Annotated in this window: 12 protein-coding genes; 3 read left to right on the forward strand and 9 right to left on the reverse strand. The window is 70.4% G+C overall.

Going from position 1 to position 20,602, the window contains the following annotated elements; genetic code table 11:
- Positions 1–34: 34 nt before the first annotated feature.
- A complete protein-coding gene (locus C6376_RS42720) occupies positions 35–1,096 on the reverse strand; it encodes a sugar ABC transporter substrate-binding protein (protein WP_107448551.1) in 1,062 nt (353 codons plus the stop codon).
- Between the two features lie 462 nt (positions 1,097–1,558).
- Between C6376_RS42720 and C6376_RS42725 the strand changes: the two genes are divergently transcribed.
- Positions 1,559–3,790 carry an alpha-L-fucosidase gene (locus C6376_RS42725; RefSeq protein WP_107448552.1) on the forward strand — a complete coding sequence of 744 codons (2,232 nt, stop codon included), beginning with the start codon at positions 1,559–1,561 and terminating at the stop codon, positions 3,788–3,790.
- 138 nt (positions 3,791–3,928) lie between these two features.
- On the opposite strand, the gene C6376_RS42730 is transcribed toward C6376_RS42725, so the two are convergent.
- From C6376_RS42730 to C6376_RS42750, 5 genes are all read right to left on the reverse strand, one after another.
- On the reverse strand, positions 3,929–5,689 hold the full coding sequence (locus C6376_RS42730) for a SpoIIE family protein phosphatase (RefSeq protein ID WP_254076298.1): 1,761 nt from the start codon (positions 5,687–5,689) through the stop codon (positions 3,929–3,931).
- A gap of 111 nt (positions 5,690–5,800) precedes the next feature.
- Positions 5,801–7,036 (reverse strand): IS110 family transposase, encoded by a 1,236-nt coding sequence (locus C6376_RS42735; protein WP_107448553.1) that lies wholly within the window; start codon positions 7,034–7,036, stop codon positions 5,801–5,803.
- Positions 7,037–7,436: 400 nt separating this feature from the next.
- On the reverse strand, positions 7,437–8,081 hold the full coding sequence (locus C6376_RS42740) for a class I SAM-dependent methyltransferase (protein ID WP_107449506.1): 645 nt from the start codon (positions 8,079–8,081) through the stop codon (positions 7,437–7,439).
- Between the two features lie 242 nt (positions 8,082–8,323).
- A complete protein-coding gene (locus C6376_RS42745) occupies positions 8,324–11,488 on the reverse strand; it encodes a family 78 glycoside hydrolase catalytic domain (protein WP_107448554.1) in 3,165 nt (1,054 codons plus the stop codon).
- A gap of 230 nt (positions 11,489–11,718) precedes the next feature.
- Positions 11,719–12,696 (reverse strand): helix-turn-helix domain-containing protein, encoded by a 978-nt coding sequence (locus C6376_RS42750; RefSeq protein WP_107448555.1) that lies wholly within the window; start codon positions 12,694–12,696, stop codon positions 11,719–11,721.
- 130 nt (positions 12,697–12,826) lie between these two features.
- Between C6376_RS42750 and C6376_RS42755 the strand changes: the two genes are divergently transcribed.
- Positions 12,827–13,855 carry a trans-acting enoyl reductase family protein gene (locus tag C6376_RS42755; RefSeq protein ID WP_107448556.1) on the forward strand — a complete coding sequence of 343 codons (1,029 nt, stop codon included), beginning with the start codon at positions 12,827–12,829 and terminating at the stop codon, positions 13,853–13,855.
- 221 nt (positions 13,856–14,076) lie between these two features.
- Here C6376_RS42755 and C6376_RS42760 read toward each other — a convergent pair whose 3' ends face one another.
- On the reverse strand, positions 14,077–15,744 hold the full coding sequence (locus C6376_RS42760) for an amidohydrolase (protein ID WP_107448557.1): 1,668 nt from the start codon (positions 15,742–15,744) through the stop codon (positions 14,077–14,079).
- Positions 15,745–15,842: 98 nt separating this feature from the next.
- On the reverse strand, positions 15,843–17,384 hold the full coding sequence (locus C6376_RS42765) for an APC family permease (protein ID WP_254076299.1): 1,542 nt from the start codon (positions 17,382–17,384) through the stop codon (positions 15,843–15,845).
- 151 nt (positions 17,385–17,535) lie between these two features.
- On the opposite strand from C6376_RS42765, the gene C6376_RS42770 reads away from it, so the two are divergent.
- A complete protein-coding gene (locus C6376_RS42770; protein ID WP_107448558.1) occupies positions 17,536–18,297 on the forward strand; it encodes a TetR/AcrR family transcriptional regulator in 762 nt (253 codons plus the stop codon).
- 9 nt (positions 18,298–18,306) lie between these two features.
- On the opposite strand, the gene C6376_RS42775 is transcribed toward C6376_RS42770, so the two are convergent.
- Positions 18,307–20,097: an RICIN domain-containing protein gene (locus tag C6376_RS42775; protein WP_107448559.1), complete on the reverse strand. Its 1,791-nt coding sequence runs from the start codon at positions 20,095–20,097 to the stop codon at positions 18,307–18,309.
- Positions 20,098–20,602: the final 505 nt, after the last annotated feature.

A 20,602-nucleotide genomic window follows, 5' to 3' on the forward strand; every position in this document is an offset into this window, starting at 1 on the left:
TGTTCTCGTGAGCCGTCGTATGGGTCGGTGAGCCTCAGCCGAGGTTGTTGCCCCAGAGGGACTTGTCGTCGCTCTTGAGGCTCGGCACGCCGCCGTAGGTGCCGCCGTCGGCGGTGACCAGCGGTGCGGAGAGCTGGTCCTCCAGCAGTCCGTCACGGACCTGGACGATGGTGCTGTCGTGGTCGGTCCTGCCGGGCTTGAACGTCTTCCCGTCGATGGCGGCCTTGAGGTAGTACAGGGCGTACTTGGCGTAGAGGTCGGCCGGCTGGGAGACGGTGGCGTCGATCTTGCCGGCGGCTATGGACTTCAGCTCTTCCGGAATGCCGTCGTTGGAGACGACGAAGACGTGCTTCTTGTCCTCGGGACCGACCAGCAGGCCCTTCTGCTTGAGGACCTGGAGCGTGCCGGACAGGGCGAAGCTGGACTCCATGTAGACGCCCTTGATGTCCGGGTTGGCGGTCAGGTCCGTCTGGAGCTTCTGCGCGGCGACGGCGCCGTCCCAGTTGGTGGCCTCGCCGAACACCTTGATGTCCGGGAAGTTCTTCTTCATGCAGTCGTTGAACGCCTCGGTGCGGTCACGGCCGTTGATGGAGTCGAGGCCGCCCTCCAGCATCACGACCTTGCCCTTGCCGGCGAGCTTGGTGCCCAGGTACTGGCAGGCCTTCTCGCCGTACGCGCGGTTGTCGGCGCGCACGACCATGAACACCTTGCCGCTGTCGGGACGGGTGTCGACCGTGACGACGGGGATCTTCTTCGCCTCCAGCTGCGCCAGCGTCGGCGCGATGGCGGCGGTGTCCTGCGGGGCCATCGCGAGGCCCTTGACGCCCTGGCTGATGAACGTCTGCGCGTTGGCCGTCAGCTTGGCGACGTCGTTCTGCGAGTTGGTGGTCTTGAGCGAGAGGCCGAGCTCCTTGGCGTACTCCGGCGTGTACTTGATGTACGAGTTCCAGAAGTCGGTGTCGGACCGCGGGTAGTCGACGCCGACCAGCGGCTTGCCGCCGGCGCCGGCCGCGGTGCCTGAGCCGCCGCAGGCGCTGAGCAGCGCCATCGCGGAGAGGACGGAGGCAGCGGAACAGAAGGCGGTTCTGAGTCTCATGGATACTTCCTCGCGCTGGTCCCGTGGCGGGAGATGTTTCGCATGGGCGACGACCGTGTGACGCCGCCCAGGAGAGATGGGATGTTTATAGGCGGTCGATCGGTGGCGTGTCTAGCCTCTGGGGTTATTTGTCATGCGGTGCCAGCTCGTCGCGATGCTCTGGGGCCTAGGAAAAGCTGGATCGGCTGCCGATCCATCCCATCAATCGTGGCCCGTCTGTGATGTGGATTCACTGCGAGTCTTCCGCCAGACATGCCATGTCTGATGCACGACAAACATGAAGAACCATGTATCAAAGCGACAAAAGTCCTGCTCAAGAGTCGGTTTTCATCCCTGCGCACCCGTTGACACGACAAGGACACATGGTCGACCTTCGTGCGTAACGAGCGGCGACCCGGCGGGGGACCGCGTCGGTCGCTTCTTCCCTCCCCCTTCCCACCCCTTCCGCACCAGGGATGTGTCATGCCGAGTTCGATCAACAGACGCCGGTTCTTGGCGGGAGCCACCTTCGTGGCCGCAGCGACAGTCGCCGGAGGCCTGTTCGGCGCGGGCGGAGCGCAGGCCGCTCCCAGCACGTACACGCCGGACTGGAACTCGGTCGACCAGCACCCGCCGGCCCCGGAGTGGTTCCAGGACGCCAAGTTCGGCATCTACTTCCACTGGGGTGTCTTCAGCGTCCCCGCGTACGACAGCGAGTGGTACCCGCGCAACATGTACGCGAGCGGCAGCAACGCCAACCAGCACCACATAGCGACCTACGGTCAGCCCTCCGCCTGGCCGTACCACAACTTCATCAACGGCGCGCAGGACCTCGCGGGCAACACCGTGCAGTTCGCCCCGAAGCTGAAGTCGGCGGGCGGGAACTTCGACCCCGACGAATGGGCGCAGCTGTTCGTCGACGCCGGTGCGAAGTTCGCCGGGCCCGTCGCGGAGCACCACGACGGCTTCTCCATGTGGGACAGCCAGGTCAACGAGTGGAACTCGGTCGCCAAGGGCCCGCACCTCAACCTGCTGCAGCTGTTCACCACGGCCATCCGCGCCAAGAACCTCAAGCTGCTGGTGGCCATGCACCACGCGTACAACTACAACGGCTTCTACCAGTACGCCCCGGCCCAGACCGACCCCAGCCTCAAGAAGCTCTACGGGCAGCTCGGCCCGGCCGCGGAGAACCAGCTCTGGTACGACAAGCTCAAGGAGGTCATCGACCGGGCCCAGCCGGACATCCTCTGGCAGGACTTCAAACTCGACGCGGTCGACGAGACCCAGCGCCTGAACTTCCTGTCGTACTACTACAACCAGGCGAACAGCTGGGGCCGCGAGGTCGTCGCCACCTACAAGGACGGCATGAACGGGAAGGGCGAGGTCTTCGACTACGAGCGCGGCGGCCCGGGCGACCTCACCACGCCGTACTGGCTCACCGACGACAGCATCTCCAGCAGCAGCTGGTGCTACACCCAGGGCATCGGCTACTACAGCACCCAGCAGATGCTGCACGCCTTCCTCGACCGGGTCAGCAAGAACGGCAACATGCTGCTCAACATCGCGCCGATGGCCGACGGCACCATTCCCCAGACCCAGAAGAACATCCTGCTCGGCATCGGCGACCACCTAAAGCGGTTCGGCGAGTCGGTGTACGCCACCCGCGCCTGGAGCGTGTACGGCGAGGGCCCGACGAAGATGGGCGGCGGGTCCTTCACCAATCCGACCGCCGGCACGGCACAGGACATCCGCTTCACCCGCAACAAGGCCAACACCGTCCTGTACGCCACCGCCCTCGGCTGGCCGGGGAGCTCCCTGACGATCAAGACCCTCGGCTCGGACCGGATCAACCTCTCCTCGCTGTCCTCGGTGAAGCTCTTCGACTCCACCGCCGGCTCCTACATCAACCTGCCGGCGCCGACGCAGAGCGCGTCCGGCCTGACGGTCACCCTGCCGTCCTCGGCGCCCTACAGCGCCAACGCCTACGTCCTCAAGCTCGCGTTCTCCGGCACGATCCCGGCTCTGCGGCCGCAGGCCGGGGCGATCGCCTTCGGGGACGTCGGCTACTCCGGCGCCTCCGCCGTGCTCGCCCTCGGCGACCACAACGCGGCCGACCTGACCGCGTCGGGCCTCGGCCTTCGCACGATCTCCTCCCTCCGGCCGGCCCCCGGCTACCAGGTGGTCGGCTACTCCGGGGACAACTTCACCGGCACCGCGTGGACCTTCACCGCCGACAACCCCGACCTGCGGGTCACCGGCAACAACGACCAGATCACCTCGCTGAAGGTCCAGTTCAACCCGGCGACGTACGTCCGGATCACCAACGTCACCGACGGCCTCGCCCTCGACAGCGGCGGCAACGTGGCCTCCGGCTCCAACCTCAAGCAGTGGTCGTGGGACGGCAGCCCCAACCTGCAGTGGCAGGCGGTGGACGTAGGAGGCGGTTTCTACAAGCTGGTCAACCGCACCAACGGCATGGTCGCCGACGGCTGGGGCGCCACCGCCGACGGCTCACCGGCCCGACAGGCCGCCTGGAACGGCAGCCCCAACCAGCAGTGGACGATCACCCCGCGCGGCGCCGACCGCTACTCGATCGCCAACCGCACCACGGGGCTGGTGCTCGACGGCGGCGGCAACGTCACCTCGGGCGCCGTCACCAAGCAGTGGACCTACGGCGGCAGCACCAACCTGTTGTGGAGCTTCACCGCGCTCTGACCACCCCGGCCGACAGGCCCGGCGGCTGCGGGGGCGTGCTCCCCCACCTCCCCGCAGCAGCCCCTGCGCCATGGCCGACGGTGACCCGTCCGGTCGGGGCGAGCGTGCCCCGACCGGGCTGCGGACCGCCCCCTTTTGTCAGCCGTGGTCCTGATCACCGGACAGCGACTGCTCGAACCAGACGACCTTGCCCACGCTCACCCGCGTCGCCCCCCAGCGCTGCGCCAGCTGATCCACCAGGAAGAGTCCCCGCCCGCCCTCGTCGCTCAGCCGGGCGTGCCGCATCCGGGGGACCTGAGGTGAGTCGTCCCCCACCTCACAGCGCAGTACGTCCGTGCGGAGCAGCCGCAGGGTGATCGGACGGGAGGCGAAGCGCACGGCGTTCGCCACCACCTCGCTGACCAGGAGCTCGGTGGACTCCACCAGGGAGTCCAGGCCCCAGTGGTGCAGCGTCCTGCGGGTCAGCCGACGGGCCTGTCGCGCGGTCTGCGGACGCGGGGCCATGTACCAGTAGGCGACGGTTTCCGGCGGGATGCCCTCGAAGCGGGCCGCGAGCAGCGCGATGTCGTCGTCCCGGCCTCCCGACCCCAGCGGCCCGAGCGCCAGATCGCACAGCGCTTCCAGCGCCGCGGGCCTGGCCCCGGAGGCCGCCGACCGCAGCCGGGCGCGCAGCCGGTCCACCCCGGTCAGCACGTCCGAGTCGCGGGACTCGACCAGACCGTCGGTGTACAGCAACAGGGTCGCTCCGGCCGGGGCGTGCATCTCGGTGGACTCGAAGCCACCGGCGCCCACCCCGATCGGAGCGCCGGGCGGAACAGGCAGTACCTCCGTACTGCCGTCGGGGTGCAGGAGAACCGGTGGCAGATGACCGGCGTTGGACACCAGGAGCCGGTGCAGTACGGGGTCGTACATGGCGTACAGACAGGTCGCCGTGTGCTCGCTGCCCAGACGCTCCGCCTGTTCGTCGAGGTGGTGCAGGATCTCGTCCGGCGGCAGGTCGAGCCCGGCCAGCGTCTGCACGATGGTGCGCAACTGCCCCATGATCGCGGCCGAGGTCATGGAGTGGCCCATCACGTCGCCGATGACCAGCGCGACACGGTTGCCTGGCAGCGGGATCGCGTCGTACCAGTCGCCGCCGACCTGTGCGGTCCGCGAGGCCGGCAGATAGCGGCTGGCCAGTGCGACTCCGGCCGGCTTCGGCAGTGACGGCGGCAGCATCGTGCGCTGGAGCGTGTCGGCGACCGACACCTCACGGGCGTAGAGCACCGCCTTGTGGATTCCGAGAGCGGTGTGCGTGGCGAGTTGGGAGGCGACGAGCAGGTCGTCTCCGGTGAAGTCCGCCCGGCCGGGGCCGCGGACGAGGAGCACGCTGCCCATGGCGTGGCTGCGGCCGTGCAGCGGCGCGAGGATCAGCCGTCGCCCGGGCGGCACCGCGCCGGGACGGTCCGTCGCCCCCAGCAGTTCGGCGGCCACGGAACGAACGCCCGGCAGGTCCCCGAACACCGGCCGCCCGGCCCGCAGCAGCCGGGCGAGCAGACCGCCGGGCGCCGTCAGGACGACCTGCGCCGCCCTGACCGGGTCGGCGGGCGGCGCCGGCCGGGGCCCGTGCGCGGCCGCCCTGCCGGCCGGTGCGCGGTCCGCGGCACGCAGCCGCAGCACACCGGGGGAGGCGTTGATCTCGTCACCGACCGGAAGCGGTGCGTACAGGTGGACGAATGCCAGGTCGGCGAAGGCCGGTACGGCCGCCCGGCACAGTTCCCGCAACGTCTCGTCGAGGTTCATGCCGCGGGCGATCTCCCGGGTCGCCGCGTCGAGGTACCGCAACCGGTCGGTCTGCTGCCCTGCGGCGTCGCGCCCGCCGCCCGTCGCCCGTCCGGCTGGAGCCTCCGCGCCCGACACGCGCACCGCTCGGCCGCCCCGCTGACAGGGCGCCTCGTCCGGCCGCACCGGCGCTGCCCGGACGCGGTCGCCTGATTCGAAAATCCCCCGTCCCGTGTCCGTAGCCGCTGGTCAGGCAGCTCCTTCTGTTTGGAGGGTCACTTGGTAGCCGAGTTGGTTGAGCTGGCTCACCAGGCGTCGGGTCTGCCTGGCCCGGCCGGTGCGTTCGATGAAGTAGTGGCCGCCGAGGTCGGTGTATGCGGTGTCGTGGGTGAACATGTGCCAGACGGCGGTCAGGATCGAGTGCTCCAGGGCGACCAGCGCGCGCTTCTTGCCCCGGCGTGCGACGAGCCGTCGGTAGCGGGCGGCGAGGTAGGTGTCCTTGGTCCGGGAGGCGGACACTGCGGCCTGGCCGAGGGCTGCCTTGAGCCAGGGGTCGCCGTGGCGGGTCTTGCCGCCGCCGCTTCTGCCGCCGGACTGGTAGTTGCCCGGGCAGACGCCGGCCCAGGAGGCCAGGTCGGCCGCGCTGGGGAAGCGGGTGATGTCCGCGCCGATCTCGGCGAGGATCACCTGCGCGGCGCGGGCCTCGACACCGGGGATCGTCACGAGGAGCTCGATGCGGCGGCGAAAGGGCTGCAGCATCACCTCGAGGTGTTCGCTCAGGCGGGTCTCGGTGGCGGTGCAGGCGTCGATCCGGTCCAGCATCGCCCGGGCCAGGAACGCGTGATGGGCGGTGAAGGCGCCGGTCAGCGCCTCGATGAGGGCGTCGGTCTTGCGGCGCATGCTGCCCCTGGCCAGGTCCGCGAGCACGCGAGGGTCACGCTCGCCGGCGATCAGGGCTTCGAGCATCGCCCGTCCGGAGACGCCCAGGATGTTGGAGACGGTGGCGGACAGCTTGATGCCGGTGTCCTCCAGCAGTTTCTCCAGCCGCTGGGTCTCGCGGGTGCGTTCGCGGACGACCTCGGTGCGGTATCGGGTGACGTCCCGCAGCTGCCGGATCGGCTCCGGCGGCACGAAGCTGGGGCGGACCAGCCCGTGCTCGACGAGCTTGGCGATCCACTCGGAGTCCTTGACGTCGGTCTTGCGGCCGGGCACCGACTTCATGTGCCGGGCGTTGAGCAGCCAGCACTCCATGTCGTGTTCGAGCAGGTAGAACGCCGGCTTCCAGTAGACGCCGGTGGCTTCCATGCCGACCACGGTGATGCCCTCGGCGAGCAGCCAGTCCCGCATCGCCAGCAGCCCCGAGGTCACCGCGGAGAACGTCCGTATCTCGCTGTGGCGCCGCTTCCCGCTGGGCACGCGGATGCAGACCTTCACGTCGACCTTGCTGATGTCGATCCCCGCCACACGTTCGTGGATCACTTCCATCCCGTCGGCACCCCCTCCGGTCGTCGGCCGCGAGCGCGCGACCGTCCGGCGGGGGTCCGGCAGGCGGAAGAGTCTGATTCACGTGCTCGGAGCAACACATCCGGGTGCCTGTCGGTGGACCCCCAGCGTCCTACTGACCCACGGGCTCGGAACGCACCAAGGCGACACGACGTCAGCCGGACGACCACACACCGATTTTCACGCACACAGGGTGTCGCCGTCAGGCGACCGGACTACTGACCCCGGGAGCGGCGGGGGACGCTGTCGTCCACGCCTGTCGGCAGCGGGACCGTGCCCGCCGGCCGGCTGGTCGCCGGTGCCGCCGTCGGCTCCGAGATGGTTCGTCACGCGCGTCCTTCCTGCCGTGCGGGTCGGCCGGGGGAGGGTGGAGCAGAGGCGGTCAGGTGCGCCGCCTGCACCGCAGGAAGATCTGCACCTCCGGCTGGACGTCCACGGTCGCCGGAGCGTACGTGTACGAGCTCTCCGCGACGATCTCGAAGCCGGCCGCGTCGACGACCTCGCGCAGCTCCTCGCGGAGGTAGCCGGACACCCGGATCGTCCGGCCGATGAAGGGGATGGAGAAGTCGTCCACATCGGCCTCGACCATCGACAAGGCGAACAGTCCGTGCGGAAGCAACAGGTGGTGGACGGTTTGCAGGGCGAGCGGGATCTCCGCGCGCGGCAGCATGAGCAGGGCGAAGAAGGCCGTCACGGCGTCGAAGCGGCCCAGGTCCCGTGGACCGCCGGGCCGCAGGTCCGCGATGTCGGCCCGGTGGAACACTCCGGTGGGCACGTTCCTGCGGGCGAGCGCGACCATCCCGTCCGCCAGGTCGACGCCGACCACCTGCAGTCCCGCCTGAGCCAGCCGGCGGGCGGTCGGGACCCCGGTGCCGCATCCCAGGTCCAGGACACGGGTCCCGGCCGGCAGGGAGGCGATGAGCCACTCGGCGGACGCGACCTGGCCTTCCTTGTGGGGGAAGGCCTCGTCGTAGTGGTCGCCGATGGCGTCGAAGGCCTCCGCCTGACCCGCGCGGTCGAGCTCCATGCTCCCGTAGCCGAGCTTGTCGGCAGGATCGCTCACGAGGATCCTCCTTATGCCTTATATGCGATTTTTTCACAGTTGCGGGCACTTGGGTGCGGTTCGGACCCGGGTGATCGGCCGTGGGGGAACCGTCGGCATGCCGACACGCGGTGTCACCCCGCGCAGGTCCGTCGGCGGCCCGTGGAGCGCGCCGAGGCGCCCCGGAACGTCCGGGGCGCCTCGGGCCTGGGGGGGAACCGGTGCTCTCAGCAGATGCCGGTCAGTCTGGTGTCGCTGTACGGGCTGCTGTCGGACGCCGTGGTGACGACGTGACAGCCCGGCTGGACGCCGTCGACGCGCAGGAAGCCGTTGTCGTACGTGGCGGCGACGCTGCTGCCGTCCATGAAGACGCTGGTCGTGCCCGCCGTGCCGCCGGGCAGGTACACCGAGGCGGTCGTGTTGGCCGGCACGTTCACGCCGACGTCGACGCGGCCGCCGCCGACGGTGTCGTACGCGGCCCCGACGGTGCCGTGCGCGGTGGGAACCGTGACGTTCGCCCAGGTGACCGAGGTCGGCTGCGGCTTGATCCGGAAGGTCCGGTAGCCCGGGGCGGTGGGCTGGACGCCGAACATGCTGCGGGCGATCGTGAAGGCCGGAGAGGCCGCCCACGGGTGGGAGTAGGTGGTGTTGGACTTCAGGGACAGGTCCCAGGCCTCCATGGTGGCCCCCGCTCCGTCGTTGATCATGTTCATCCAGCTGCGGGTCCCGGTCGACGTCAGCAGGGTGTGGGCGAGGTCGGGCCGGTTGCCCTCGTACAGGGCCTGGATGACGAACGGGGCGCAGTACACGCTGCACGCCATGCCGCGGCTGCCCAGGTAGGTGGCGACCTTGGAGGCCTGTGAGGAGTCGGCGAGGCCGAAGGCGGTGGCGAAGGCGCTGGCCTGGACGGCGTAGTGGTTGATCACCGTGCCGTCGTTGTTCAGGCCGTCGCGGTAGGCGCCCTTGGCGGAGTCCCACATCCGCGCGTTGACCGCGTCCTTGATGGCGACGGCCTTCGCCGTGTAGGCGGTGGCGTCCGCGCTCCTGCCCAGTGCGGTGGCGATGTCGGCCATGTTCTCGTAGGCCCGGTGGGCGAGGGCGTTGACGACGGTGTTGTAGGAGGTGAAGACGTAGCCGTCGCGTTCGGAGGCGGGCCAGTCGACGATGTCGCAGTCGGTGCAGCTGCTGGCGCCCGTGCTGCCGGTGGTCTTGTGGATCAGGCCGGTCGCGGACTCGTACCACTTGTCCGGCAGTTTGCCCTGCAGGGCGGTGTACGCGGCGGACAGCGGCGCGGTGTTGCCGGTCGTCTCGTAACTGTCGTGCATGGCCAGGATCACGTACATGGGCCATTCGGTGGGCCAGGTGCGGTTGGACCTGAGGAAGTTCAGCGAGTAGTCGCCCAGTGCCGTGTCACCGCCCGTGTAGAGGTTGCCCATGAGCTGGAGGTAGGTGTCGGCCTCGTAGATGTCGCGCTCGCGCTCCCACGAGTCGACGTACAGGTTGAGATTGGTCGCCTCGACGGTGTTGCGGGACAACTCCCATACGGCGTTGAGGGAGGTGTCGGAGGAGGCGAAGGCGCCCGCCGACTCGTCGAAGGGGTAGACATACGCCTCGGCCGTGAAGTCGGACCCGGTCAGTCCGGTGGGCGCGCCGAGGACCTGGACGTACCTGAAGACCCGCAGACCCCAGGTCTGCAGTTGCTGACTGCCGGACTTCAGGACCCACTTGTCCTGGTAGGTGTTGCCGGCCGAGGTCTGGTACTTGACCGTGTTCGTGCCGGAGGTGACCTCGCCGTAGCGGATGTCGACCACCTGCCCGGCTGTGCCCGTCAGGTTCAGGGACAGACCGCCGATCCAGGTGCGGCCGTAGTCGACGAAGTAGTTGCCCGGGGAGTACTCGGTGACCGAGACGGGTGCCCTGAACGTCTGCCGGACCTTCGCGGTGGGCGCCGGCTGGAGGTCGGTGAAGGCGCTCTTGGTGACGACCGCGGGCCAGGCGGAAGCGTCGAAGGCGGAGGTGGCGAAGCCGAAGGGGTAGCGTCGGGCGTCGATGTTCTCCTTGGGCGCGGAGTAGTAACTGGTGCCGATGGAGCCGACGTTGGGCAGGATGCGGGTGCCGTCCAGCGACTTCCAGCCGGGGCCGGTACCCAGCGTCTTCGTGGTGCCGTCGGTGTAGCGGACCACCAGTTGGGCGAGGAAGCGCTGATCGCTGGTGGTGTACGCGAGAGCGCCGACGGTGTTGACGGCGCCCGCGGTGAGCAGGGAGGTGACGTCGTAACCGTCGTAACGCGCTTCGGAGCCGACCGGGCGGGTCGGGCCCACACCGACGAAGCTGCCGTTGACCCACAGCTTGTAGACGAACTGGCGTGCCGGAGTGGTGGACGCGCCGGTGGCGTAGAGGTGGGCCCAGGCGATGCTCTTGCCGGCGGCGAGCTTGGTGGTGCCGCGCAGGAAGGACCAGCTGGGAACCGTCAGCAGCCCGGTGCCGCAGTTCTTGCCCGTGCCGAGTGACAGGGCGCCGTTCGTGACGGTGCCGCAGGTGAAGTCGGCGTTGGTGGCGTCGCTGAAGTCGTTGCTGTAAAGCGAGCGGTTGTTGTCGCCGGTGACGGTGAGGTCGTCGAACGTGGCCTGCTCCGTGCTGCCGGTGCGCAAGCCGATGCCGCCGGCGGTGAAGGTGGTGTCGGTGGTGGTGTCGACCTGGGTCCAGGTGGTGTCGGCGTGGGCCTTGAGGGAGGTGGTGAAGGTGGAGCCGGAGGCGACGATACGGAAGTCGTAGGTGGAGCCGGTGGTGAGGGCGAAGGGGAGGGCCGCGGCGGTCTTGAGCGCGGTGAACGCGCCGTTCTTCTGGATCTGCGGGGCGATGGTGTTCTCGCCGTTGCCCTTGAACTGCCACAAGTAGTAGTTGGCGGTGTCCTGCGCGCGGAAGGTGACACTGGCGTACTTGGCGTTGATGACGAAGCTGCCCTGGAACGTGTAGTCCGTCCACGCCGTGGGGGCGCCGCTCCAGATCGGGGTGGCGCCCGACCAGGCGGTGCCCGGACCGGTGCCGAAGAACGCCGCCGCGGACCAGGGGGAGGCCGCGCCCGAGGAGTCCCAGGTGCGGACCCGCCAGTAGTAGCCGGACGACGCCGTCAGGGCCGGGCCGCCGTAGGAGACGTTGCCGTCGGCCGCGGAGGTGACCTGGCCGGAGTCCCACACGTCGGGGGTTCCGGTCAGGGCGGAGGAGGTCGTGGCGACCTGGATCTGGTAGGCGGTCTGCCGGTCGCCGCCGACCTGCCAGCCGAGCAGCGGGGTGGCGCCGGGGGCCACGTCGACGGGCGCGGTCAGGCTGTTCACGGTCAGCGCCGCGGGGGCGTCCTGGGCGGCACTCGCCAGGGGCAGCTGTCCGGTCACGCCGCCGAAGACGGTGAAGCAGACGGTGAGCAGGACCGTCAGAAGAGCGCGCGGGGTTCCGGCTGTGCGGGATCTCCGGTGTCTTCGGGCAGATCGGGAGGGCGGGGCGGCAGGCGGCACGATGGGTCCTTAAAACGTTTCAATCAGTGGGGACAGCGTCTCCCTGACCGGGGGCGGAGTGAGTGGCTGACATCCTGGGGGCGCGTATGCGGCGTTGTCAACGTCCTGTTTCAACCGGTTCGGCTGCTGTCCCTGCGCTCCGGGGAACGGCTGCGGGAGCGGAAGGTGCGGCGGTAGGCGTCCGGCGGTACCCCGACCGTCCGGTTGAAGTGCCGTCGCAGCGTGGTGGCGGTGCCCATGCCGGTGGCCGTCGCGACGGCGTCGACGGTGTCGTCGGTGGTCTCCAGCAACTCCTGCGCACGGCGGATCCGCTGGGTGAGCAGCCACTGCAGCGGGGTGGTGCCGGTGACCGACCTGAAGTGGCGGCCCAGATGCCGGGAACTCATCCGCGCCCGGCGGGCCAGGTCCTCCACGGTGAGCGGCCGGTCCAGCCGGCGCATCACCCACGGGAACAGCTCGGCGAGCGGGTGGTTGCCCGGGGCGGGAATCGGCGTCCTGACGAACTGGGCCTGGCCGCCGTCCCGGTGCGGCGGCACGACCAGGCGGCGGGCAAGCGTGTTGGCGACCGACGACCCGTGGTCGAGGCGGACGAGATGCAGGCACAGATCCATGGCGGCGGCCTTGCCGGCGGAGGTGAGCACGCTGCCGTCGTCGACGTAGAGAACGTCCGGATCGACCGTCACCCGCGGGTGACGCGCGGCCAGTTCCTCGGCGTGCGCCCAGTGCGTGGTCGCGCGCCGGCCGTCCAGCAGACCGGCGGCGGCCAGCACGAAGGCGCCCGTGCAGAGCGAGGCCACGCGGGCGCCCGCCTCGTGGGCCGCGCGCACCGCCTCGACCAGCTCGGCCGGCGGATCGCGGTCGATGTCCGCCCAGCCCGGCACGATCACGGTGTCGGCGTGCTCGAGCCGGTCGAGTCCGTGATCGGGCTCCAGCCGGAAGTGGCCCACCCGCACCGCGGTCGGTCCGCAGAGCGAGAAGCGGTACCAGGGATCCGCCACGCCGGTCAGGTCGGAGCCGAACACCTCGCACGCCAGGCCCAGTTCGAAATGCAGCATGCCGTCGGTGACGGCCAGTGCGACGGTGGTCATGTCCGGAAGTGTACGAGGGATGGCGTTCCGGACGGTCGCGGCCGGAAGCGGATCTTCGCCAGGATGTCCATTGACGGAGCGCGCGATGCACGAAGAGCGCAGCGGAACGATCGAGTGCGGGGGAGAACCCATGAACATGGGACAGCGAGTGGCAGTGTTCGGCGCGTACGGGCACACGGGGCGGTTCGTGGTGACGGAGCTCGGCGAGCGAGGGTTCCTCCCGGTCCTCTCCGGCCGCGACGCCGAGCAGCTCGAGGCGCTGGAGCACGAGACGGGCTGGGAGGCCCGTCCGGCGTCGGTCGACGACCCGGCCTCCCTCGACCGGGCGCTGGCCGGCGCCGCGGCAGTGATCAACTGCGCCGGGCCCTTCGCCACCACGGCCGCCCCCGTGATCGAGGCGGCGCTGCGGGCCCGCATCCCCTACCTCGACGTGGCGGCCGAGATCGAGGCCAACGTCGACACCTTCGCGCGCTTCGCGGACCGGGCACGGGAGGCGGGTGTGCTGGTCGTGCCGGCGATGGCGTTCTTCGGCGGCCTCGGCGACCTGCTGGTCACCGCAGCAGCGCAGGACTGGGCGACCGCTGACGAGGCCCACATCGCGTACGGGCTGAGCAGCTGGCATCCCACCGCCGGGACGCGCACGGCGGGCGCGGTCTCCCGGCAGCGGCGCGACGGCCGACGCGTCCGCTACGCCGGCGGGCAGCTGGAATACCGCGACGACGCCTCGCCGATCCTGGAGTGGCCCTTCCCCGAGCCGCTGGGGCCGCGGTCCGTCATCGGGGAGTTCACGATGGCCGACGTCGTGACCGTGCCGAGTCACCTGGCCGTTCCCGACGTGCGGACCTACATGACGGTCGAGGCGGCCAGGGACATCGCGGCCCCGGAGACCCCGCTGCCGGCCGCGGCCGACGAGCGCGGGCGCTCCGACCAGACCTTCGTCGTCGACGTCGTGGTGCGCTCCGGCGACGCCGAACGGCGGGCCGTGGCCCGTGGGCAGGACATCTACGCCGTCACCGCGCCCCTCGTGGTCGAGGCGGTCGACCGCGTCCTCACGGGGCGCACCGAGGCGGTCGGCGTCGCCTCCGCCGGTGAGGTCTTCGACGCGGCGGACTTCCTCCGCGCGCTGTCGCCGCACATCACGGTGGACCCGCGTCCGTGACGGGCGGGTCGCCCGGTGGTCCGGCCGTCGCCACATGAGACGGCTCGGTGTCGGCCGGAGTGGTCAGGGCGGTGGAGGCGATCTTGCGAGGCGGTCGCGATCGCGCGAGCACCGCGCCAGGGAAAAGGACAGGCCGGTCCGGTTGTCTGTGCCAGGAGCCAGGAGCCAGGAGCCAGGAGCCAGGAGCCAGGAGTCAGGAGTCAGGAGCCAGGGACCAGGGGTCAGGCGTCGGGCGCCGCGAAGACGCGTTCTCCGTCCACGAAGGTCTCCAGTGCGCGGGTGGCCGCGATCTCCTCGGGGGGGCCCGTGAACGGGTCGCGGTCGAGGACGACCAGATCGGCCGCTTTGCCGACGGCGATGCTCCCGGTGAGGGCGTCGAGGCCGTTCACGTAGGCGCTGCCGGCCGTGTGGGCGGCGAGCGCGGCGCCCAGGTCCAGGCGTTGTCCCGGCAGGAACGCGGGGGTGTCCCGGGGAGCGCCCGGGGCCCGCCTGTTGACGGCGACATGGATGGCCTGGAGCGGGTCGGGGCTGCTGACCGGCCAGTCGCTGCCGGCGGCGAGGGTGGCTCCGGCGCGCAGCAGGTCGCCGAACGGGTACTGACGGGCGCCGCGCTCGGGGCCCAGGAACGGCAGGGTGAGCTCGTCCATCTGCGGTTCGTGGGCCGCCCACAGCATCTGCAGGTTGGCGGAGGCGCCGAGGCGCCGGAAGCGCCGTACGTCGTCGGGGTGGACGACCTGGAGGTGCGCCAGATGATGGCGGGTGTCGTGGTGCCCGTTCGCGTCACGGGCGGCCTCGACGGCGTCGAGCGCTTCGCGGACCGCGCGGTCGCCGAGCGCGTGGAAGTGCACCTGGAAGCCGAGAGCGTCGAGTTCGGTGACGTACTTCCTCAGCTCGCCGGGTTCGACGAAGCTGATGCCGCTGGTGCCCGACGTGCAGCCGCAACCGGTGAGATAGGGGTCGAGCATGGCCGCGGTGTGGTTCTCGGCGATGCCGTCCTGCATGATCTTCACCGCGCTCGCGCGGAACCGGCCGACGCCCAACTCCTCGCGCCGGGCCACGAGTTCCGGGATCTGTTCGGCGCCGCGTTGGCGGTCCCACCACAGTGCGCCGACGACGCGGGCGGTGAGCAGCCCACGGTCCAGCGCCGCGCGGTAGGAGGGGGCGGGGTCGGTCATGTTGGCGTAGGCGCCCACGATGGCGTCCTGCCAGGCGGTGACGCCGTGGGAGTGCAGCACGGCCTGGGCCCGTAGCAGGGCGGCCAGTTGCTCCTCGGGCGTGGGCGTCGGCACCAGCCGGCCCACGAGGTGGACGGCGCCCTCCTGGAGCATGCCGGTCGGGTTGCCGTCGGCGTCGCGCTCGATGCGCCCGTCGGCGGGATCCGGGGTACGGGCGTCGATGCCGGCCCGCTCCAGCGCGCGGGTGTTGACCCAGGCGCCGTGGTGGTCACGGTTGGGCAGGAAGACCGGACGGTCGGCGACGACCGCGTCGAGGACGGCGGCGGTGGGCGCACCGCCGGGGAAGGCCTCCAGGGACCAGCCGCCGCCGGTGACCCACTCGGCGTCCGGATGGCCGTCCGCGTACGCCCGGATACGCCGCAGGTACTCGGCGGGGTCGACGGTGTCGCCCAGGTGGCACAGCCCGAGTTCCAGGCCCGCCCCCTGCGGGTGCACATGGGCGTCCTGGAAACCGGGCAGCAGCAGTTTTCCGGCGAGGTCGACGACCTCGGTGTCCGGTCCGACGAGTGCGTGCACCTCGTCGTGGCCGACGGCCGTGATCCGCCCGGCGTGCACGGCCACGGCGGTGGCGCGGCTGCGGGCGGGGTCGACGGTGTGGACGGGCCCGCCGGTGAGGACGAGGTCGGCGGGGCCCGTGACCTGGGACTGTGGCATGGGTGTGGTCTCCGTGGAGAGGCGGGGGGAGGGAGCCGGGCGGCCCCGGCGTGTGTCCGGCCGCCCGACGGTGCGGTGACGCCCGACGGTGCGGTGACTCAGGCGGGTGTGCGGTCCATGGGGAGGACGATGCTCTCGGCGTCGGTTCCGTGTCCGGTGGCGAAGTACGGCGACCGACGGACGTACTTGGCGACCGCGGCCATGCCGAGGCCCGCGAGGACGATGGCGGCGGGCAGGGAGAACATGAACCAGCCGTTGGCGGGGCTCAGTTCGAAGTGGTCGCTCATCGTCAGGTACGAGTACCCGAGATAGCCGCCGAGGCCCAGCAGCATCAGACCGGACGTCGCGGGCACGCCCACGGCGAGCAGCGCCGTCCGCAGCCCTTCGCGGCCGGACGCGCGAAAGCGCACGGCGCACGCGAGTGCGGTGAGGCCGTAGTACAGGGCCACGAGCAGACCGATGGCGTTGACGGCGGCCAGCAGCATGTCGCTCAACCGCGGGATGGCGACGGCCAGCAGGGCGATCGCGGAGCCGATGGCCAGCACCACGACCGTGCCGGCGGCCGGAGTGCCGTAGCGCGGGTGCACCCGGGTCCACAGCGGGCCCATGGTGCGGTCCCGGCCCATGGCGAGCAGACCGCGCGCGGTGGGGATCAGCGTGGACTGCACGGAGGCCGCGGCCGAGAACATCAGCGCCACGACGGGCAGCGTCGCCCAGGGTTCGGCGGCCAGCTTCTGCCCGAGATAGGGCAGGGCCTGCGGTCCGTTCCTGATGAGTTCGGCGAGGCTCATCTCCCGTTGGAAGGCGACCGACGCGAAGAGGAACAGGCCGAGCATGGCGAACAGGGCGATCAGACCGCCGCGGGCCGCGTCGTCCGGCTTCCTGGTCTCCTCGGTGACGCTGAAGGCGGCGTCCCAGCCCCAGAAGAAGAACACCGCGAGAACCATGCCCTGGGCGAAGGCGGTGCCGTTCGTGATCTCGAAGGGGTTGAACCAGGAGAGGGAGAAGGACTGGTCGCCGGTGACCAGGGCCCAGCCGCAGAAACCGAGCAGCACGGCGTACTCGAAGACCAGCAGCGCGAACTGGAAGCGGGTGGTGGCCCGGGTGCCGGTGACCGCGATCGCGGTGAGGCCGAGCAGCAGTACCAGCCCGACGGCCGTGCTGACCCCGGTGGACGACGGGTCGAGGGCGAAGCCCGCCAGGCTGTGCAGTCCGGCCTTGTTGGCGAAGATCAGCACGACGGAACCCATGACCGCGCTCGTGTAGGCGCAGAAGACGACCGAGCCGACGACGGTGACCCATCCGGTCAGGAAGCCGGGCCAGGGGCCGAGGGTCTTGCCGACCCAGGTGTAACCGTTGCCGCAGTTGGGCTCGGACCTGTTGAGGCGGGCGTACGCGGTGGCGATGCCGAGCACGGGAAGGAAGGCGAGCAGCAGGAGCGCAGGGGCCTGAAGTCCGACGATGGTGGCGATCGTGCCCATGCCGATGGCGATGCTGGTGGTGGCGGCGGTGCTGGAGGCGGCGATGGCGACCCCGTCGACGACGCCGAGGGAACGGCGCAGTCCGGTTCCCGGTCCGCCGGGCGGTGCCGGTGCAGGAGGAGCGGGTGGTGTGGACGGCTGGGGCGACAGGGAGGGCATGGTGGTCTCCTCGCGGGGAGGGAGGACGGGGGACGAGCCGCGCGGGTTGTGATGGAACACCGCCCGTCGTTCTTGCGTCAATCCTGTTGACATAAGAGCCGCGGGCTCCTTCACTGCTGCTACGCGGTCCCGACCGACAGGAGCCCCCGTCATGACCACCCGTGTCCCGCAGGAGCGCAGACGCCGTCGGCCCACCCGCTCCGGCGTCGTGCTGTCGGAGGAGCTGATCGTCGAAACGGCCCTGCGGCTGATCGGCGAGCACGGCCCGGAGGCGCTCAGCGTCCGTCGTCTCGGCACCGCCCTCGGCTGCGACCCGAGCGCCCTGTACCGCTACTTCAGCGACACCGACGACCTGGTGCTCGCCATCGCCGACCGCATCATCGGCGACGCCATGGCCGGCTTCGTCCCCGGCGGCGACTGGGCCGCGGCACTGCGCGAGATGGCCCTGCGGGTGCGGGCCGGCTACCTCGCCCACCCGCGCGCGGCGGCATTCGCCTCGTACCGGGTGACGCGGCGGGAGAACGAGATCCGTGCCGTGGAGACGGGGATCGGCCTGTTGCTCTCCGCGGGCTTCGGGCTCGCCGACGCGACGCGTCTGTATCTGGCGTTCATCGACACCGTGCTCAGCCACGCGGCCATGGACGCGGCCTTCCAGGCGCTTGCGCCGGAGCAGCGCGAGGCCGATCGCCGGGCGTGGGCCGGGGCCTACCAGAAGCTGGACCCCGCGACGCACCCCGCGCTGACCGCGGTGCGGCAGGAGCTGCCCGCCCTGCGCGACAGCTCCTTCGAGGAGGCGGTGGACCTCCTGCTGGAAGCGCTGACGGCCCGCGCCCCGGCCGGGCGGGACCGGACTCCGGCGGTCGCGGACCGGAGTCAGGCCCCACCCGGTCGGGGCGGCGGGGTCAAGGGGTGAGGCGGGGGCCTACTGGACGAGCTCCCAGTCCTGCGAGCCGTCGGTGACCGAGTTCTGCAGGGTCAGTTGCGCCCCGGCGGTGCCACCGGTCAGGTACAGGCTCGTGTTCTTGACCGACTGCAGCCGGTAGAGGCCGTCGCTGGTCTTGACCAGGTTCCAGCTGCCGGTACTGCTGTTGTCGACCCACTGGCCGATCTTCTGCCCGACCGTCGCGTTGCCCGTCCAGATGGCCGCGGCCCGCCCGCCCGCCTTGTTCAGCAGGGTGACGCCGCCGCCCGGCTCGGTCGTCAGGTGCCAGAACTGGGTGTCCGGGTTCGCCGCGGAACCGGGGGCCTCCAGACGGACGTCGGGGACGTCTCCGTTGCCGAGGTTGGCGTCGTTGGTCTTGTTCCCGGTTCCGATCACCTGGTCGGTCTTACGGTTCACCAGCTGGTAGTAGGCGCCGTCGGTGTGACCGAGGTCGACTTCGGCGAACTTGAGCGTCGAGGTGCCCTGGTTGTTGAGGATCGACACGCGACCGGTGCCGTCCACGTACTGCAGGTTGCGGCTGTAGGCGCCCGGTGAGGTCGTCTGGTACTCCTTCCACGTGCCGTCGCTGCGTCCGCTCTCGTTGACCCAGACGTTGCCGCTGCCGGCGGCGTTGTAGACCAGGCGGCCGCCGGGGAGCCTGATGAGGACCGGGCTGCCGCCCATCGTCAGGGGATGGGAGCCGGCGTCGACCGGCAGAGTGTCGACTCCGGTGCCGGTGGCCGATCCGGTGAAGAACTTCAGCGGGTCGTCGGCGATCCGGTAGCGGGTGTTGGCTCCGCCGCCCCAGTACTCGTAGGTGATCATCCACTTGCCGTCGGTGGTGCGGACGACGTTCGCCATGCCCGGCCGGCCGCCGCCGATCTCGGTCTTGCCTCCGCCCATGGTCTGGGTCAGGCCGGCGATGTCGACGACGGGGGAGCTCCATGCGGCGCTGGTGCCGTCCCAGGTCTTGTGGACGAGGATCTGGCCGAGGGAGTCCGTGGCGGTGCCGTTGGCCGGGTCGAGGGTCGGGACGCCGGTGGTCGCGTTGAAGCCGGTGTAGTCGTTCTCGTCGGAGTAGTAGGCGACGAGCTTGCCCTTGTAGACCATCAGGTACGGCTCCCAGAGGGGGTCCACCTGCCTGTTCGTGTTGGCGTTCGCGATGTTCTGGCCGACCGCGCCCGCGCTTCCGCCCTGCCAGCCACCGGTCGCGATGACGTTGAGGATCTTCCACGACGCGCCGTCGTCGGTGCTCGAGTACAGCGCGATCGCCAGGTCCTTGCGGTCGCCGTCGTTGGTCGGCGTCCAGTTCGGATCTGCGGCCTTGTGCTCCTTGTAGTAGTAGTCGTCGCCCGACACCACCGTCGCGAGGAGCAGTGTGCCCTGCTTCAGGTCCCCGACGTCCTGGGGGAGGACGTAGAGGTAGGGGTTGGTCCAGTTGCTCGTGTACTTCGCGTACTGCGGGTCGGTGGAGATGTACGCGGGCGCCTTGACCTCGGCCAGCGGCTGCCAGGAGGTGCCCTTGTCGTCGCTCTTGTAGACGGGGAGGGTCTGTCCGTCGGCGCTGCCCGAGGCCGTCACGACCGTGGACTTCTCGAACGCGGCCACCAGACGTCCGCTCGGCAACTGCGCCGACTTCGGATAGACCGCGCAGTTGCCGCGTCCCTTCAGACACGGCTCGCTGCCGAGCTGATACAGGGTTCCGCCCGTCGGGTTGTACGCCTGCGCTCCGGCCGGTACGGCCAGCAGCGCCGAGGCCGCGGCGAACGTTCCGAGCGCTCTGCCCAGCATTCTTCTCTGCACGGTTCCTCCTTGGGGACGGCCGTGAAGACGGCCGGATTCCCTGATGCGGGTGGGAAGTAGAGGGGCCGTTCCGTGACAAGGACGCGGACGGCCAGGGGCCCGGGTTCGGGTCGGGTGTGAAACCCCCGGTGGTGCGGGCAGGGTGTGCCCGGCCGGGGGAGGAGTGAAGGGTGGAGCATCCGGTACGGCGGCTCGCCCGGGGTGACGGGATCTGCCGAAGCGGGCTGTGGTCCGGGCTCGTGCGCCCCGGATCAGTCGTGTGCCGGGTCGGCGCGTAACCGCCGCCGGGGGCGTCGCTGAAGGGGGACGCGGGCGTGCCGGGCCGTGCCGTCACAGCACGGTGTGCCGTGACGCAGCCCCCGGTCTGCCGCTCGCGTCATGAAAGCCTCCAGGCGATCGCCGTCCGAATTCGGTGCAGCCGGCGTCGTCGATGTCGACGCGTCGTATGACTGCGCAGCCATGTCAGCGCAGTCATACCGGTGACGTCAAGCCT

The sequence above is a fragment of the Streptomyces sp. P3 genome (assembly GCF_003032475.1).
Lineage (GTDB): Bacteria > Actinomycetota > Actinomycetes > Streptomycetales > Streptomycetaceae > Streptomyces.

Coding starts and splice junctions, on each gene's coding strand:
- C6376_RS42765 (WP_254076299.1), bottom strand. CDS start 17,384: ATGCCCTCCCTGTCGCCCCAGCCGTCCACACCACCCGCTCCTCCTGCA.
- C6376_RS42725 (WP_107448552.1), top strand. CDS start 1,559: ATGCCGAGTTCGATCAACAGACGCCGGTTCTTGGCGGGAGCCACCTTC.
- C6376_RS42720 (WP_107448551.1), bottom strand. CDS start 1,096: ATGAGACTCAGAACCGCCTTCTGTTCCGCTGCCTCCGTCCTCTCCGCG.
- C6376_RS42740 (WP_107449506.1), bottom strand. CDS start 8,081: ATGGAGCTCGACCGCGCGGGTCAGGCGGAGGCCTTCGACGCCATCGGC.
- C6376_RS42770 (WP_107448558.1), top strand. CDS start 17,536: ATGACCACCCGTGTCCCGCAGGAGCGCAGACGCCGTCGGCCCACCCGC.
- C6376_RS42750 (WP_107448555.1), bottom strand. CDS start 12,696: ATGACCACCGTCGCACTGGCCGTCACCGACGGCATGCTGCATTTCGAA.
- C6376_RS42760 (WP_107448557.1), bottom strand. CDS start 15,744: ATGCCACAGTCCCAGGTCACGGGCCCCGCCGACCTCGTCCTCACCGGC.
- C6376_RS42735 (WP_107448553.1), bottom strand. CDS start 7,036: ATGGAAGTGATCCACGAACGTGTGGCGGGGATCGACATCAGCAAGGTC.
- C6376_RS42775 (WP_107448559.1), bottom strand. CDS start 20,097: ATGCTGGGCAGAGCGCTCGGAACGTTCGCCGCGGCCTCGGCGCTGCTG.
- C6376_RS42755 (WP_107448556.1), top strand. CDS start 12,827: ATGAACATGGGACAGCGAGTGGCAGTGTTCGGCGCGTACGGGCACACG.